Raw genomic sequence first — 15,178 nt, 5'->3', positions numbered from 1 at the left:
GTCACAGGGTGCTCCCCTCGGCCCTGGTGCGTGCCGCCAGCCGCAGGGTCGTGAACAGGGCCAGCGCGCACACCGCGGCGACGGCGGCCATGAAGCCGACGGAGGTGCGCTGCAGGCCGTGGATGTTGGTCAGGAGCCCGGCGAGGACCGCCGGGACGCTCATGGCGAGGTACGCGAAGACGTAGACGGCGGCGGTCAGTTCGCCGCGGTGCTCCGGCTCGGCGAGGGTGCTGATGGCGCGGAACGAGCCGAGGAACGCCGCCCCCCAGCCGGTGCCGAGGACGGCGGTGGCGACGAGGAACACGGGCGCCGAGCCCAGGCCCAGGGCCAGCAGTACCAGGGCGAGCCCGGCGAGCAGCCCGAGCAGCCCCAGGACGGCGGTGCGCAGGGGGGCGGTGCGGCCCAGCAGCAGCTGGGCGACGGTGGCGGAGCCGGCGAGCAGGGCCACCGTGGCCCCGCCGGCCAGGTAGTTGGTGGTGTGGAGCAGGGACAGGGCCAGGTGCGGCCCGAGCGAGAGGTAGAAGCCGCCGACGGTCCAGACGGCCACCACCGTCAGCACCAGCACGGCGAACCTGCGCCGTACGGCGGCCGGTACCCGGATCCGGTGCGGCACCACGCGGAGCCGGCGGCCCGCGCCGGGCGCGCTCTCGCCCATCCGGACCACCCCCACCAGGGCGACCGCGAAGGCGACGACCAGGATCAGGTAGCTCAGCACCGTCGGCGCGGGCGCGTACTGCACGAGCAGCCCGGCCCCGAGCCCGCCCAGGCCGATGCCGACGGTCGGCCCCGCGCTGTTGACCTGGGCCCCCAGGGCGGGCCGCGAGCGGGGGCTGAGTTCCAGCAGGGCCGCGCCCATCGCGCCGGTGGCCAGGCCCACCGCCAGCCCCTGCACGGCGCGGGCGGCGAGCAGCAGGCCGAGCCCGCCGGCCCCGGCGAACAGGCCCATGGAGACGATCGCCAGGACCAGTCCGGCGCCGAGGACGGGCCGGCGCCCCAGGGTGTCGGAGAGCGAGCCGAACAGCAGCAGCCCGGCGAGCACGGTGACGGCGTACACGGCGAAGACCACCGTGACGACGCCGGAGGACAGGCCCCAGCGCTGCTGGTAGAGGACGTAGAGGGCCGAGGGCACGGAGGAGGAGAGCATCAGCAGTACGAGGACCGAGCCCACCACCCAGAAGCCGGACGGTCTCGGCCGGGCCGCCGCGCGGCCCGCCGGGTGGCGGGTCCCTCCCGTTCTCGTCGTCTCGTTCGGTTCGAACACGCTGGTCAACTCCACTCCCCCGCCCTGCCCCGGCGGGCCGTCTCAGGCGCTGCTGTGGGCCGCCGCCCTGGCCAGCGCGCGGGCCGTGAGCACGCCCGCGAGGTGGCCCAGGTACTCGGCCGAGGTACCGCGCCCGGGGACGAACAGCTCCCTGGGCTCGGCGCGGAACGCCGCGAGCACCGCCTGGGTCGTGTACGGGCCCCCGCGCAGCCGGTCCTCGACCCCGCGCAGGCGCAGGGCGCGGGGGGTGGCTCCGGTGACCGCGATGCGCGGCCCGTCGGGGGTGATCCGTACGGCGGCGGCGCACAGCGGGTAGCGGGTGGCCCGGTCGGCGGTCTTCTCGAAGGCGGCCGCCGCTCCGGCCGCGGGCACCAGCAGGGCGGTCAGCACCTCCCCGCCGGGCACCCCGGAGGCGGCGAGCTCCTCGGCCCCGACCGTGCGGGTCCCGCCGGGTCCGGCGAGCTCGGCCCGTGCGCCCGCGGCGAGGGCGGCGACGGGCAGGTCGGTGGGCCGTTCGGTGGCGGCCAGGTTGCCGCCCACGGTGCCGAGGTTGCGGACCTGTGGGTCCCCGTTGGCGCGGGCCGCGGCGGCCAGCTCCGGCGCCCCGGCGAGCACCAGCGGGTGCGCGGCGAGCTCGGCGAGGGTGGTCAGGGCCCCGATCCGCAGCTCCCCGCCGGCCTGTTCGACGCCCCGCAGCTGTGCGAGCCGGCGTACGTCGACCAGGAGGCGGGCCCGCTCGGCCCCGGTGCGCAGGCCGGGCAGCAGGCTCTGGCCGCCGGCCAGCAGGCGGGCCCCGTCGGTGCCTGCCAGCAGGGCGAGGGCCTCGTCGAGGGAGGCGGGCCGGGCGTAGTCGAACTCGGTGAGGATCACCGGTCCCCTCCTTCGAGTACGCGCCAGACCTTCTCGGGGGTCAGCGGCATGTCGATGTGCCGGACGCCCAGGTCGGCGAGGGCGTCGACGACCGCGTTGACGACGGCGGCGGCGGGCGGCACGGTGGCGATCTCACCGGCGCCCTTGGCGCCGAGCGGGTTGTGCGGCGAGGGCGTGACGGTCCGGTCGAGGGTGAAGAAGGGCACGTCGGCGGCGCGGGGGAGGGCGTAGCGGGTCAGGTCGGCGCTGAGGAGGATGCCGTTCTCGTCGTACTCGGCGGCCTCCATCAGGGCCTGGCCCAGGCCGTGCACGATGCTGCCCTCGATCTGGCCGTGGACGATCTTCGGGTTGCCGATGTTGCCGGCGTCGTCGACGGCGGTGTAGTCCACCACCTCGGTCTCGCCGGTGAGTTCGTCGACCTCGACGACGGCGACGTGCGTGCCGAAGGGGTAGTTGAAGTCCGGCGGGTCGAAGTGGGTGGTCTCGTCGAGGGCCGGTTCGATGTCGGGGGGCAGGCCCCAGCCGTACCACATCGCCATCGCCAGCTCGGCGAAGGTCTTGGCGTTCTCCGGGTTCCCGGCCTCGTGGACGCCGCCGTTCTCGTAGACGACCTTCTCCTCGGGGACGTTCAGGAAGACGGCCCCGGCCCGGATCAGCTTGGCCTTGATCTTGCGGGCGGTGAGGGCGACGGCGGGGGCGGCCATGCTGTACGAGCGGGAGCCGTAGGTGCCCTGCCCGTACGGTGCCTTGAGCGTGTCCCCCTCGTACACCTGGACCTGCGCCGGGTCGATGCCGAGTTCGTCGGCGGCGACCATGGCGAAGACGGTGCCGTGGCTCTGGCCGGTGGAGGCGGAGCCGACGGTGACGGTGACCTCGCCGGTGGGGTGGACGCGGATGTTGGCGCTCTCCCAGGTGCCGCCGAGCATGCCCTCCTTGGACATCCGGGTCGAGGGGCCGACGCCGCAGATGGCCACGTAGGTGGCGAGGCCGACGCCGAGGCGCTTGCCGCGGGCGCGGGCCGCGGCCTTGCGGGCCGGCATGTCGGCGTATCCGGCCAGCTCCAGGGCGCGTTCGAAGTTGGGCGCGTAGTTCCCGGAGTCGTAGGTCCAGCCGAGGCCGTTGTCGTACGGGAACTTCTCCTTCGGCACCAGGTTCCTGCGGCGGACCTCAGCCGGGTCCATGCCGATCTCGGCGGCGTACCGGTCGACGAGGCGCTCCATCAGGAAGGCGGCCTCGGCGCGGCCGCTGCCGCGCTGGGCGCCGAGCGAGACCGTGTTGGTGAAGGCCGCGTACACCTCGCAGAAGGCGGCGGGGATCTCGTACATGCCGGTGATGGAGCGGCCCATCAGGGCGGTGGCGACACCGGGGCCGATGGTGGAGGGGTAGGCGCCGAGGTTGGCGTAGCTGGTGCAGCGCACGGCGGTGATGCGGCCGTCGCGGGTGCCGGCGAGGGTGACGTGCTGGCGGTGGTCACGGCCCTGGACGGTGGAGTTCATCAGCCCGGTGCGGGTGTCGACCCATTTGACGGGCCGGCCGAGCGCCTTGGAGAGCAGCAGGACCAGCGCCATGTCGGGGTAGAGGTAGCCCTTGGTGCCGAAGCTGCCGCCGACGGTGGGGGCGATCACCCTCAGCTTGTTGAAGGGGATGCCGAGGACCAGCGCGGAGAGCAGGAACCGGTGGTTGTGCGGTCCCTGGGTGGAGGCGTAGAGGGTGTACTCGCCGGTGGCGGCGTTGTAGTCGCCGACGGCTCCGCGCGGTTCGATGGGGCTGTTGATGGTGCGCTGGTTGACGAGGTCCAGCTCGACGGTGACCTCGGCGCGGTCGATGGCCGCGTCGGTGCGCTCCTTGTCGCCGCAGGTCCAGTACGCGTTGAGGTTGCCGGGGACGGCCTCGTGCAGCTGCGGGGCACCCTCGGCGAGGGCCTCGTCGGCCCGGGTGACCACGGGCAGCGGCTCGTACTCCACGCGCACCGCGGTGAGGGCGGCGGCGGCCTGGCGCGGGGTCTCGGCGACGACGACGGCGATCGGGTCGCCGACGTGCCGGACGGTGTCGCCGGTGAGCACGGGGCGGGCGCCGGGAAGTCCGTAGGGGTGGGGCGGGAAGTGGCTCTCCACCCCGCCCGGTATCCAGATGCAGGGCAGCGGCATGACGTCGGCGAAGTCGGCGGCGGTGGCCACCTTCAGGACGCCCGGCAGCCGCTCGGCCTCCGCGGTGTCGATGGAGAGGATCCGCGCGTGGGCCACCGGGCTGCCCAGGATGGCCATGTGCGCGGTGCCCGGAAGGTCGATGTCGGCCACGTACACGGCTTCGCCGCGCAGCAGTTGCGGGTCCTCGCGGCTGTCGAGCGGCTGTCCGAGGACCCCGCCCGCGGTGGTGCTCTCCCCCGTCACGGTGGTCATCCCCCTCACCGCCCCTCGGCCGCGGGCACGACGGAGTCGGCGGCGGACGGCGCGGGAGCGGCGCAGGCGCGCTGCACGCCCCGGACCACGCTGTGGTAGCCGGTGCAGCGGCACAGGTTGCCGGTGAGCCACTCGCGGATCTCGGGCTCGGTGGGCGCCGTTCCGGGTGCGGTGTTCTCGACGAGCTCGCCGAGGGCCATGACCATGCCGGGGGTGCAGAAGCCGCACTGGGTGCCGTGCTCCTGGCGCAGGGCCTCCTGGAGGCCGGTCAGCTCCCCGCCCCGGTCGGACACCCCCTCGATGGTGGTGACCTCGGAGCCGGCGGCGGAGGCGGTGAGGACCAGGCAGCTCTTGACGGACCGGCCGTCGAGGCGGACCACGCAGGTGCCGCACTGGCCGGTGTCGCAGCCGACCTTGGTGCCGGTGAGGCCGAGTCCGTCGCGGAGCCGTTCCACGAGGAGTTCGCTCGGCCGGGCCGCGAACTCCTCGGGTCTTCCGTTGACGTGGAGGGTCAGGGTGGGGGCGGGTGTCAGATCCATGCGAGCGCCTGCGCTTCCGTGAGCGACCGGTTGAAGAGGGGGCCGCCGGGCTGCTGGAGAATTCCTCCGGAATGCAGCGGTCCGGTGTCGACGGCGGCGAATCCGAGATCGGTGATGATTCCCGCGACGATTTCCTTCGCCTTCGGGTCGTCGCCCGCCGTGTAATGCGCGAGGCGTTCCCCTCCGGCTTTTCCGGCGACGGCCAGGGTTTCGTAATGCATGGTGTTCAGGGATTTCACGACCCGGGCGCCGGGGTACCACTCGGCGACCAGTTCGCTGGAGGCGCGGCCGCCCAGGTCGGCGGGTGTGCCGGGGCCGCCGAAGGCGTTGGTGGCGTCCACCAGCACCTTGTCCTGCACGACGTGCGGGGGCAGCAGCCCGCGCACGCTCGCGTAGGGCACCATCAGCACCAGGAGGTCGGCCCGGCCGGCCGCCTCGACGGGGCGCGCCGCGGTGGCGGCGGGGCCCAGTTCGGCGAGCAGGGGGGCGAGGGACCGCGGCCCGGTGGCGTTGGCGAGGACCACCTCGTGGCCTGCCGCCACCAGGATCCTCGCGAGGGTCGAGCCGATCCGCCCGGTGCCGATGACGCCTGTCCGCATTGAGGCTCCTCGATCACTCGGTCCGGCGCTGCCGGACATCGGTCCGTACGTCAGTCCATGCCGATCCAGACCGACTTGGTCTGGGTGTAGCTCTCCAGGGACTCCGGTCCGCACTCGCGGCCGTAGCCGGAGGCCTTGTAGCCGCCGTAGGGGACGGAGGGGTCGTACTGGTTGTAGCAGTTGACCCAGACGGTGCCGGCCTTGATCTGCGAGGCGACCCGGTGGGCCCGGCGCAGGTCCTTGGTGTGGACGCCTGCGGCGAGGCCGTACGCGCTGTCGTTGGCGATGCGCACGGCGTCCTCCTCGGTGTCGAAGGGGATGACCGACAGGACGGGCCCGAAGATCTCCTCCTGGGCGATCCGCATCCCGTTGTCGACGCCGGTGAAGACGGTCGGCAGGAAGTACAGCCCCTGGCTGGAGGCCCCCTCGGGGGTCCAGCCGGAGCCTCCGGTGCGCAGCACCGCGCCTTCCTTCTCGCCCACCTCGATGTAGGAGCTGACCTTGTCGAACTGGGCGCGATGCGCGAGCGGCCCGAAGAGGGTCGCCGGGTCGCGCGGGTCGCCGGGCTTGAGGGCGGCGGCCCGGCGCACCAGGCGTTCGACGAGTTCGTCGTGGATCGGGCGCTGGAGCAGCAGCCGGGAGCCGGCCGTGCAGATCTCGCCCTTGTTGTAGTAGATGCCGAAGAAGGCGAGTTCCTCGGCGGCGTCGAGGTCGGCGTCGGCGAAGACGATGTTGGCGGACTTGCCGCCGAGTTCCATCGTCACCTTCTTCAGGGTGCCGGCCGACTTGCGGATGATCGACTGTCCGACGGCGGTGGAGCCGGTGAAGGCGATCTTGTCGATACCGGGGTGACCGGTGAGGGTCTCCCCCAGCTCCACGCCGGGTCCGGTGACCACGTTCAGCACCCCGTCGGGGATCTCCGCCTCCTGGAACAGCTCGGCGATCTTCAGGGCGGTGAGCGGGGTGGCCGGGGAGGGCTTGTGGACGACCGTGTTCCCCGCCGCGAGCGCCGGGGCGATCTTGGTCATCGACAGCAGCAGCGGGAAGTTGAACGGGGTGATGGCGCAGACCACGCCCAGCGGCTCGCGCAGGGTGTAGGCGAGCTGACCGCCGGCGGGGGCCCTGGAGGAGCCGTCGACCCGGGTGACCGCGCCCGCGTAGTAGTGCATGAGCTGGGCGGCCATCGGTGCGTCGACGGTGCTGGAGAAGGCGAACGGCTTGCCCATGTCCACCGTCTCCAGCAGGGCGATCTCCTCCAGGTCCCGTTCGATCAGTTCGCCGACGCGGTTCAGCCGCAGCGCGCGCTCCTGGGCGGACAGCCGGCTCCAGGGACCTTCCTCGTACGCCGTGCGGGCGGCCGCGACGGCGGCGTCCGCGTCGGTCGCGGCGGCCTGGGCCACCGGTACGATCTCCTGTCCGTCGATCGGGCTGATGTCCGGTTCCGTACGGCCGTCCCGGGCCGGGACCCACTGGCCGCCGATGAACAGCTTCCCGGGATGGGCCAGGGGGTGGCCGCTGAGCTCGCGCTTGGTCATGGCTGCACCTTCCGGTGTCGCGGGGGCTAGGCCTCTTCGAGCTGCCGCAGAAACGTCTCGGCGAGGGCCTTGGAGGAGTAGGGGTTCTGGCCGGTGGTGAGCTTGCGGTCGACGACGACGTGGGAGTCCCAGATCGCGTCGGCCTTCTCGTAGCGGGCGCCGAGTCTGGTCAGCTCGGCCTCCAGGATCAGCGGGAGGCGGCCGGCCATGTTGGTGACCAGTTCCTCGTCGTGGGAGAACGCCGTCATCCGGTATCCCTCGAAGGGCCAGCGGCCCTCTCCGTCGCGCAGCGCGAGGAGGGCGGTGTGGCCGTGGCAGACGGTGGCGATGGGCTTGTCCTGGGCGATGGCCCAGCGCAGCAGCTGCGCCAGTTCGTCGGACTTGGGCAGGTCGCCGATGGCCCCGTGGCCGCCGCTGATGTAGAGGGCGTCGTACCCGGCGACGTCCTTCTCGCCGAGGGACTCGATCGCGAGCGGGCTGCGGAGCTGAGGGGCCTGCTCGATGACGCGGACGTACTCGGCCGCGTTGGCGGCGTCCTCGTCGGCCGAGCCCGCGGGGCGCACGTACCGGAGGAACTGGGGGTCGATGCTGGTCTGGTCGACCGTGGGGGTGGCCCCTCCGATCGTCGCCACGTCGACGGTGTGGCCGGCGGCCTGGAAGAGGGTGTAGGGAACCACGAATTCCTCGGCCCAGAAGCCCGAGGGGTGCTGCTCCCCGTCCAGGAGGTGGAGGGTGGCCTTTGCCGTCAAGACGACGAGAATCCTCATGATTCTCTCCTTGTTCTGGATTCGCTGCCGATTCAACACGCCCCTGAAGAGGCGCGTAAGGGGGCGACGTCAGGCCCGCGATACTTCGTCACGTGCGTCCAACGCCGTGAGGATCGAGCGGAATTCACCGACCAGGGGGTGGTCGGGGAACGCCTCGGCGAATATGCGTTCACCGTAGAGGGCCGCCATTTCCGGAACGTACGGGAGGATTCCGGCCAGGGGGGTGCCGTATACCTCCTCGGCGCGCCGGCGGACGGCGGCGTGGTCGACGCCCTCGGGCGCCATGCTCAGGACCAGGGCGCGCCGGCAGGCCAGCCGCCCGGAGAGGGCGATGGTCTCCTCGACCCCGGAGAGGTCGACGCGGTCCGCCCTGGTCATGATCAGTACGATGTCGGCGCTGCCCATGGCGGTCACCGACTCGTTGTTGAGCCCGGCGTGGGTGTCGAGCAGCAGGACGTCCAGCGCGTGACTGCGCGCCAGCCGCTCGAAGCCCTCCGGGAGCAGTCCGACGTCGTACCCGGTGGCCATCAGCTCGCGCAGGGCCGCCGTCCCGGTCCGGGCCGGTACGACGTACAGTCCCGGCACCGTGGCCGGCCGGGCTGCGGCCTCGATCTCGCAGCGGCCGAGCAGGTAGTCGGCCAGCGAGCCGGTGCCCGGTCCGACCCCGAACAGCAGGTCCAGAGTGGGCGACTGGAGGTCCGTGTCGACCACTCCGACCCGCTGTCCGGACGCCGCCAGCAGCAGCGCCAGGTTGGCCAGCACCGATGACTTGCCGGTGCCCCCGCGGTGCGAGTGCACCACGATGGTCCGGGTCATCACGCCACCACCCGGTAGCCGGCACCGTCCGCATGCGGCCCCCGCGCCGCACGTGGCCGGTGCAGGGCCAGCATGGTGACGTCGTCGTGCTGTTCGGCGGTGCCGGTGTGCTCGCGCACCGCCCGGTCCATCAGGTCGACCACGTCCCGGCCGCTCGCCGGGGGGCCGGCGAGCAGTTCGAGCATCCTCTCGTCACCGAGGAAGTCGCCTTCGGGGCAGCGTGCCTCGGGCACTCCGTCGGTGAACACGAAGAGGGTGTCGCCCGGGTCGAGCTGGGCGTAGCCGAGGGTGTAGACGCAGTCGGGCAGGACCCCGACCGCCGGTCCCGTGACCTCCAGGGCCCGGGTGCCGGAGCCGTCGCCGGAGAGCAGCAGCGGTGGGTTGTGGCCACCGTTGATGTAGACGAGGCTGCCGGTGCGGGGGTCCAGGACCCCGAAGAAGAGGGTGGCGAAGTACCCCTGCCTGAGGTGGTTGCGGGTGAGGTAGCCGTTGGTGGCGGTGACCGCGTTGAGCAACGGGGTCGCGCCGACCACCGGGGTGCGCCGGCTGCCGCCGGTGCGGCCGGCGGCCATCAGGTGCTGGAGCCCGCTGTTCTCGGCGGTGTGGCGGAGCAGGGAGCGGATGAGCGCCATGAAGAGGGCGGCGCCCACCCCCTTGTCGCAGACGTCGGCGACCACGAGGGCCAGTCTGCGGCCCCGGGAGATCTCGAAGACGTCGTAGAAGTCCCCGGCGACCTGCCGGGCCGGCCGGAAGCGGACGTCGATCTCCCAGCCGGCCGGGACGGGCAGTGATTCGGGCAGGAAACCCGCCTGGATCTCCCGGCCGATCTCCAGTTCCTTCTCGTAGCCCATGAGTTCGGCGCGCGCGTCGGCCTCCTGCACGGTGCGGCCGAGTCCCGCCCGCTCGGTGCAACTGCGCAGCCGGGCAGCGACCAGGGCGGGCAGGAAGGGCGGGACGAGGTAGTCGTGGCCGAGGCGGACGTGCCGCTCCAGGGCGGCGAAGTCCCCCACGGTCCAGGCGACGACGACCGGGGCCCCGGCCCAGCGGCGCAGCCGGCGTACGACGGTGCGCACGGTGTCCCCGTCGGCTTCCGCGGGGACGAGCAGCACGTCCCCGGCGGGCAGCGCGTCCAGACGGCCGCGCAGCAGGTGCGGAAGGGTGGGGGTGACGAGTTCCGCGTCCATCAGCCGGAGCGCTTCGAGCAGGCCGGGAGGGGGCAGCGGGTACACGTCGAGGATGATCACGGTCGTGGAGGGCATGCGTCCGTCCCCTCGGCCTTGACGGTCAGCGTGCTGATGTTCCGGCCGTCCCTGCGGGCATAGGTGTACGAATCCACGCTGGTCAGGGCCAGGTGGATGCCGAGACCGCCGACCCTGCGCCGTTCCGGGGGGACCCCGGGGGCGGGGGGCAGGCGGCCTGCGACCGGGTCGAACGCGGGGGCGGTGTCCTCGATGACGATCCGCACCCCGTCGGGACCGGAGCGGCCCAGGACGGTGATCCGTCCCTCGCCGCCCCGGTACCCGTGCATCACGATGTTGGTGGCCAGTTCGTCCACGGCCAGCCGGATCCGGTACGTCGCCCCGGTGCCGAGGCGGGCCCGGCCGGCCAGCCGCAGGACGAACGCGGCGATCTCGCCCAGTGCCCCCAGCGTCGCGGGCACCTCCAGTACGTCGGGCTTCCTCGCCAGTTCGACCACGTCACTCACCGGCCCGGACGGCGTGCTCAGTCATCGGCGAGCAGGATGCTGCGGTCGAGTCCGGCCGTGCGGATGGTCCGCGAGACGGGCTCGATGGCGCCGACCACCTTGATGGTGACGTGGTCCGCGACCTTCTGCTGGGCGAAGACGAGGGAGCGGAGCCCGGCACTGGCCATGTAGCCGACGCCGGCCATCCGGATCTCGACGGTGCTGGTGCCGTGGCCGGCGGCCTTCTCGATGGTCTGGTGGAACTCCGGCGCGGTCTTGGCGTCCAGCTCGCCCGTCAGTTCGATCACGGTGGTGTCGCCCTCGATGCTCAGGGACACGGAAAGCGGCATGTCAGGTCTCCTTCGGTCACTCGGGGTCGTTGGCGCGGCCGACCAGGATCACGACCGAGCGCGGGCCGATCAGGTACTTGCCGGCGTTGTCGAGCTCCTGCTCGGTGCCCGGGGTGCGGATGTCGTACGGGGCCTCGGCCCCGGTGTCGGCGAACAGGTGCCAGCTGCGGCCGTGCGGCAGGGCGGGCAGTTCCAGGTCGTGCGCCTCCCAGTGGGAGTTCATGGCGACGTACACCACGTCCTCGTCGTTGGTGCCGCAGCGGGCCACCGCGATCAGGCGGCTCTCCGGCGACCAGTCGGGCTGCCAGGCCCGCTCCCCGTGCCAGCTGATGTCCGGCAGCCCGAGGCCGTCGCGGAGCCGGCCCGTGGGATGGCTGGTGGAGCGCAGCTCGCGGTGGCGGCCGCGGAAGGCGATCATCTGGCGCGTGAAGCGCAGCAGTTCGGCGTTCTCGTCGACCTGGTCCCAGTCGAACCAGGACAGTTCGTTGTCCTGGCAGTAGGTGTTGTTGTTGCCCTGCTGGGTGCGGGCGACCTCGTCCCCGGACAGCAGCATCGGGATGCCCTGGCTGGTGAGCAGGATGGCCAGGGCGTTCTTCATCTGGCGCAGCCGCAGGGCGTTGACCTCGGGGTCGTCCGTGGGACCCTCGGCCCCGCAGTTCCAGCTGTTGTTGTCGTTGGCCCCGTCGTTGTTGCCCTCGCCGTTGGCCTCGTTGTGCTTGTCGTTGTACGAGACCAGGTCGGCCAGGGTGAACCCGTCGTGTGCCGTCAGGAAGTTGACGGAGGCGGTGGTCCCGCGGCCGGAGTAGAGGTCGGGCGAGCCCGCGATCCGGGTGGCCAGCTCACCGATGACCCCGGAGTCGCCCTTGAGGAAGCGGCGCACGGTGTCCCGGTACTTGCCGTTCCACTCGGCCCAGCGGCCGTAGGCCGGGAAGTTGCCGACCTCGTAGAGGCCGCCCGCGTCCCAGGCCTCGGCGATGAGCTTGGTGTGCCGCAGGACGGGGTCGAAGGCGAGCATCTCCAGCAGCGGCGGGTTGGGCAGCGGGGTGCCGTCCAGGTCCCGGCCGAGGATGGCCGCGAGGTCGAAGCGGAAGCCGTCGACGTGGTAGTCGGCGACCCAGTGGCGCAGGCAGTCGAGCACGTAGTTGCGCACGACGGGGTGGTTGCAGTTGACCGTGTTGCCGGTGCCGCTGAAGTTGAAGTAGTACCCCTCGGGCGTGAGCATGTAGTACGTGGCGTTGTCCAGGCCCTTGAAGGAGATGGTCGGGCCCTGCTCGTTGCCCTCGGCGGTGTGGTTGAAGACGACGTCGAGGATGACCTCGATGCCGGCCGCGTGCAGGTCCTTGATCAGGGTGCGGAACTCGTCGCCCTGCATCCCGTAGCGTCCGGTGGCCGCGTAGCCGGCCTTGGGCGCGAAGAAGGAGACGGTGTTGTAGCCCCAGTAGTCGTAGAGCTTCTCGCCGGTCTCGGGGTTGCTGCGCGGGTTGTCGCTCTCGTCGAACTCGAAGACGGGGAGCAGCTCGATGCAGTTGACCCCGAGTTCCTTGAGGTACGGGATCTTCTCCCGCAGCCCCGCGAAGGTACCGGGGGCGGTGACGTGCGAGGAGGGGTGCCGGGTGAATCCGCGCACGTGGGCCTCGTACACGACGAGGTCCTCGGCGGGGATCCCCAGCGGCGTGTCGTCGCCCCAGTCGAAGTCCTGGAGGCAGACCCGCGAGCGGTACTGGTAGCCGCGGCTGCGGTCCGGCTCCACGCCCCACACGTCGCGGCCGGCGATCAGCCGGGCGTAGGGGTCGGAGAGGACCTGGCGGGCGTCGAAGCGGTGGCCGGTGACCGGGTCGTAGGGGCCGTCGGCCCGGTACCCGTACTCGATGTTCTCGTGGTCGAGGCCGAAGACCGTCATGGAGAAGACGCTGCCGGTGCGGAACTCCTCGGGGAACTGGAGCTCGGCCATCGGCTCGGGCTCTCCGCGCTTGTAGATGACCAGGGTCATGGAGGTGGCCTGGTCGGAGAAGACGGAGAAGCTGACCCCGCCGGGGACCACGTTGGCCCCGAAGGGGAACGGCTTGCCCGCGCGGACGCGGTACCCGCCCACCTCGTGGGTCGGGTACGCGTCCACGCGCAGCACTCGTTCGGAGCGGGCCTCGCTCATCGCGCGGCCTTGGCCCGGCCGGCGGCGGCAGCGGCCTCGCCGGTCTCGAAGAAGTCGAGGAAGCCGGTGGCCGACATGACGAACCGGACTTCCTCGCTCACCCCGTACAGGGTGACGGCGACGCCGGCGTGCTGGGCCTCGCGGTAGACGACCAGCAGGGTGCGCAGGCCGGCGCTGGAGACGTAGGTGACGGCGGTCAGGTCGATGCGCAGCGCCCGGCCCTCGCGGACGAGCGGGAGCAGGGTCTCCAGCAGGGTGCCGGAGGTCTCGCTGTTGATCTCGCCGGTGGCGACGAGCACGGTGCCCGTCTTGTTGCGGCGTTCCTTCAGGTTCAGACTCATGTCGTGCTTCCCCTCTGGTTGGGGCGCCCCCCGTTGGGCACTACTTCTTCTGGGCCACCGGCCGGAGCCGGACCTTGACCTTGACCCGCCCCTGGACGTCGGGGAGGTGGACGGTCAGCTCGTCGGCGTCGAACTCCTCGTACGGCTTCTCGTCGATCTCCACGGACGCGATCCGCACCGAGCCCGCGGGCAGCAGGTCGGGCGAGACGCGCAGCGTCCGGCCGGGCAGGTCGGCCGGGTCGGGCTGGAAGTGGAAGTCCATCTCCCGGCCGTTGATGAGCAGGTTGTTGTAGACGGCGGCGAGGTAGCACAGCTCCGCCGAGTGGTACATGGACATCGAGTGGCTGCCCTTGAGCCGCTCGGTGCCGAGCAGGTACGGCGTGCCGCTGGCGAGCACGTTGAAGTACACGGCTCCCTCGTCGTGGTCGAGGAAGAAGGTGTTGTAGAAGGCCTGCGCCTGGCGCGCCTCGCGCAGGGCCGCCTCGCCGCCGACGGTGCCGTGCAGGATGAGGTAGGCGAGGATCGCCTGCTCCTGCTGCCACCAGGCCTTGCGGTCGTGCCAGGCGAAGCGGTACGTCTCCTGGTCCCCCTCCTTCACCCGCTCCACGACGTCGTACCAGCCGCCGCGCTGGCGGTCGCTGCCGACGGCGGGCATGATCTCGCCGATCTTCCGGGCGAGCTCCTCGTAGGCGGGCTTGGCCTTCAGCGAGTTCATCCGCATCAGGTTCCAGGCGATCTTCAGGTTGTGCCCGACGACCGCGCGGTTCTGCTGCCAGCTGTGCGCGGTGTCGTGCGACCAGTCGCGGAAGAAGCGCTCCTGGACGAACGGGCTGTTCTTGTAGTCCGGGAACTTGTCCGCGATGGTGTCGAAGGTGTACTCCAGGAAATCGGCGTACTTCTGGTCGCCGGTCGCCAGGTACAGGTTGATCAGGTACGCGGGCGCGTGGTCGCCGACCGAGTTCCAGTTCTTGCGTTCGGCGTTCTCGCCGAGGGACTCGTGGTCGGGGCTGAAGAGGATCGGGTCGATGTGCGAGAAGTAGCCGCCCTGCTCCGGGTCGAGGAAGAACTTGTCGAAGAGCCGGATGGTGGCGTCGGCGTCGTTCTTGATCCGGACGTCGCCGGTGACCCGGTAGGTCTGGATGGGGCCGGCCAGGGCGTAGATCTGCTCGTACATCGGGATGGCGTCGTAGTCGTCGGAGAACTCCGAGGTGAACAGCTTGCGCTCGGTGTCCCCGTCGACGCTGATGCCGTGGTACCAGTAGACGACGTCCTCTTCGGCGTCCACGACCCGCATGTGCTTGCGCAGGTACTCGGTGCCGCGTTCGGCGATCTCCAGGTATTCGTCCTTGCCGGTCAGCAGGTAGGCGGAGGCCATGCCGTAGACCAGCCGGGAGATGGTGTCGGTCTCCTGGACGTGGCTGGCGGTCTTGTCGCCGCCGAGCCGGATCTCGGTGCGGTACTGGTCGAAGTCCACGGGCCCGTCGCCGAACTGCGCCCGCTTGTAGAAGTCGGCGAGGGACTCGATCTGCTTGACCCACCAGCCGGCTTCCTCGAAGCGGTAGTCCTCGGCGCTGCGGCCCAGGAACACCAGCCGCTTGGCGTCGAAACGCCCGCCCTGCTCGGGGTAGTGGACCCCGTAGGCGAAGAGGAACCGGCCGGCGGAGAGCATCTCGTCGATGTGGCCCGAGGCGTCGACGTAGGGCTCGTCCAGGTTGCGCACCAGCTCGGCGCTGGGGCCCGAGGCGAGCGAGACGTCGAACTCCCGGTCGTCGGCCGTACGCAGGCGCAGCAGCCGCGACGCGGAGTCGAAGCGGACGACGTAGCCCGCGATCGTGTCGGAGAAGGAGAAGCCGGTCGAGCCCGCCATG

The 15,178-nt window shown here is 71.6% G+C and carries 14 protein-coding genes; all 14 read right to left on the bottom strand.

Going from position 1 to position 15,178, the window contains the following annotated elements; translation table 11 throughout:
• Position 1: 1 nt before the first annotated feature.
• Complete coding sequence (locus tag WDV06_RS06080; RefSeq protein ID WP_395508598.1) at positions 2-1,261, bottom strand: MFS transporter; 1,260 nt, start codon at positions 1,259-1,261, stop codon at positions 2-4.
• A 42-nt stretch (positions 1,262-1,303) separates the two neighbouring features.
• Positions 1,304-2,131, bottom strand: a complete 828-nt coding sequence (locus WDV06_RS06075) for an FAD binding domain-containing protein (RefSeq protein ID WP_395508597.1) — start codon at positions 2,129-2,131, stop codon at positions 1,304-1,306.
• Positions 2,128-4,530, bottom strand: a complete 2,403-nt coding sequence (locus tag WDV06_RS06070) for a xanthine dehydrogenase family protein molybdopterin-binding subunit (RefSeq protein ID WP_395508596.1) — start codon at positions 4,528-4,530, stop codon at positions 2,128-2,130. The genes WDV06_RS06075 and WDV06_RS06070 overlap by 4 nt, the downstream gene beginning before the upstream one ends.
• Positions 4,531-4,535: 5 nt before the next feature.
• Positions 4,536-5,069, bottom strand: coding sequence for a (2Fe-2S)-binding protein (locus tag WDV06_RS06065; RefSeq protein ID WP_395508595.1), 534 nt, complete (start codon positions 5,067-5,069; stop codon positions 4,536-4,538).
• Complete coding sequence (locus tag WDV06_RS06060) at positions 5,060-5,668, bottom strand: NADPH-dependent F420 reductase (RefSeq protein WP_395508594.1); 609 nt, start codon at positions 5,666-5,668, stop codon at positions 5,060-5,062. The genes WDV06_RS06065 and WDV06_RS06060 overlap by 10 nt, the downstream gene beginning before the upstream one ends.
• A gap of 50 nt (positions 5,669-5,718) precedes the next feature.
• On the bottom strand, positions 5,719-7,203 hold the full coding sequence (locus tag WDV06_RS06055) for an aldehyde dehydrogenase family protein (protein ID WP_395508593.1): 1,485 nt from the start codon (positions 7,201-7,203) through the stop codon (positions 5,719-5,721).
• 26 nt (positions 7,204-7,229) lie between these two features.
• Positions 7,230-7,970 carry a type 1 glutamine amidotransferase domain-containing protein gene (locus tag WDV06_RS06050; RefSeq protein ID WP_395508592.1) on the bottom strand — a complete coding sequence of 247 codons (741 nt, stop codon included), beginning with the start codon at positions 7,968-7,970 and terminating at the stop codon, positions 7,230-7,232.
• 69 nt (positions 7,971-8,039) lie between these two features.
• On the bottom strand, positions 8,040-8,786 hold the full coding sequence (locus WDV06_RS06045; protein ID WP_395508591.1) for an AAA family ATPase: 747 nt from the start codon (positions 8,784-8,786) through the stop codon (positions 8,040-8,042).
• On the bottom strand, positions 8,786-10,045 hold the full coding sequence (locus tag WDV06_RS06040) for a PP2C family protein-serine/threonine phosphatase (protein ID WP_395508590.1): 1,260 nt from the start codon (positions 10,043-10,045) through the stop codon (positions 8,786-8,788). Before WDV06_RS06040 ends, WDV06_RS06045 begins: the two co-directional genes overlap by 1 nt.
• Complete coding sequence (locus tag WDV06_RS06035; RefSeq protein ID WP_395508589.1) at positions 10,027-10,491, bottom strand: ATP-binding protein; 465 nt, start codon at positions 10,489-10,491, stop codon at positions 10,027-10,029. Before WDV06_RS06035 ends, WDV06_RS06040 begins: the two co-directional genes overlap by 19 nt.
• A 17-nt stretch (positions 10,492-10,508) precedes the next feature.
• The gene (locus WDV06_RS06030) at positions 10,509-10,820 is read right to left on the bottom strand and encodes an STAS domain-containing protein (RefSeq protein WP_351888681.1); all 312 of its coding nucleotides are present in this window, start codon (positions 10,818-10,820) and stop codon (positions 10,509-10,511) included.
• A 16-nt stretch (positions 10,821-10,836) separates the two neighbouring features.
• Positions 10,837-12,969: a glycogen debranching protein GlgX gene (gene glgX, locus WDV06_RS06025; protein ID WP_395508588.1), complete on the bottom strand. Its 2,133-nt coding sequence runs from the start codon at positions 12,967-12,969 to the stop codon at positions 10,837-10,839.
• Entirely contained in the window at positions 12,966-13,310 is a 345-nt protein-coding gene (locus tag WDV06_RS06020) for an STAS domain-containing protein (protein WP_395508587.1), read from the bottom strand. The genes glgX and WDV06_RS06020 overlap by 4 nt, the downstream gene beginning before the upstream one ends.
• A gap of 40 nt (positions 13,311-13,350) precedes the next feature.
• Positions 13,351-15,177 (bottom strand): AGE family epimerase/isomerase, encoded by a 1,827-nt coding sequence (locus WDV06_RS06015; RefSeq protein ID WP_395508586.1) that lies wholly within the window; start codon positions 15,175-15,177, stop codon positions 13,351-13,353.
• Position 15,178: the final 1 nt, after the last annotated feature.

Source organism: Streptomyces racemochromogenes, assembly GCF_044129415.1.
In the GTDB taxonomy this organism is placed as follows: Bacteria; Actinomycetota; Actinomycetes; order Streptomycetales; family Streptomycetaceae; genus Streptomyces; species Streptomyces racemochromogenes_A.
Note: the sequence above shows the minus strand (reverse complement) of the source record. Positions and strands in the feature narration are given on the sequence as shown.

Coding starts and splice junctions, on each gene's coding strand:
- WDV06_RS06050 (WP_395508592.1), bottom strand. CDS start 7,970: ATGAGGATTCTCGTCGTCTTGACGGCAAAGGCCACCCTCCACCTCCTG.
- WDV06_RS06055 (WP_395508593.1), bottom strand. CDS start 7,203: ATGACCAAGCGCGAGCTCAGCGGCCACCCCCTGGCCCATCCCGGGAAG.
- WDV06_RS06040 (WP_395508590.1), bottom strand. CDS start 10,045: ATGCCCTCCACGACCGTGATCATCCTCGACGTGTACCCGCTGCCCCCT.
- WDV06_RS06065 (WP_395508595.1), bottom strand. CDS start 5,069: ATGGATCTGACACCCGCCCCCACCCTGACCCTCCACGTCAACGGAAGA.
- WDV06_RS06015 (WP_395508586.1), bottom strand. CDS start 15,177: ATGGCGGGCTCGACCGGCTTCTCCTTCTCCGACACGATCGCGGGCTAC.
- WDV06_RS06060 (WP_395508594.1), bottom strand. CDS start 5,668: ATGCGGACAGGCGTCATCGGCACCGGGCGGATCGGCTCGACCCTCGCG.
- WDV06_RS06020 (WP_395508587.1), bottom strand. CDS start 13,310: ATGAGTCTGAACCTGAAGGAACGCCGCAACAAGACGGGCACCGTGCTC.
- glgX (WP_395508588.1), bottom strand. CDS start 12,969: ATGAGCGAGGCCCGCTCCGAACGAGTGCTGCGCGTGGACGCGTACCCG.
- WDV06_RS06070 (WP_395508596.1), bottom strand. CDS start 4,530: ATGACCACCGTGACGGGGGAGAGCACCACCGCGGGCGGGGTCCTCGGA.
- WDV06_RS06045 (WP_395508591.1), bottom strand. CDS start 8,786: ATGACCCGGACCATCGTGGTGCACTCGCACCGCGGGGGCACCGGCAAG.
- WDV06_RS06030 (WP_351888681.1), bottom strand. CDS start 10,820: ATGCCGCTTTCCGTGTCCCTGAGCATCGAGGGCGACACCACCGTGATC.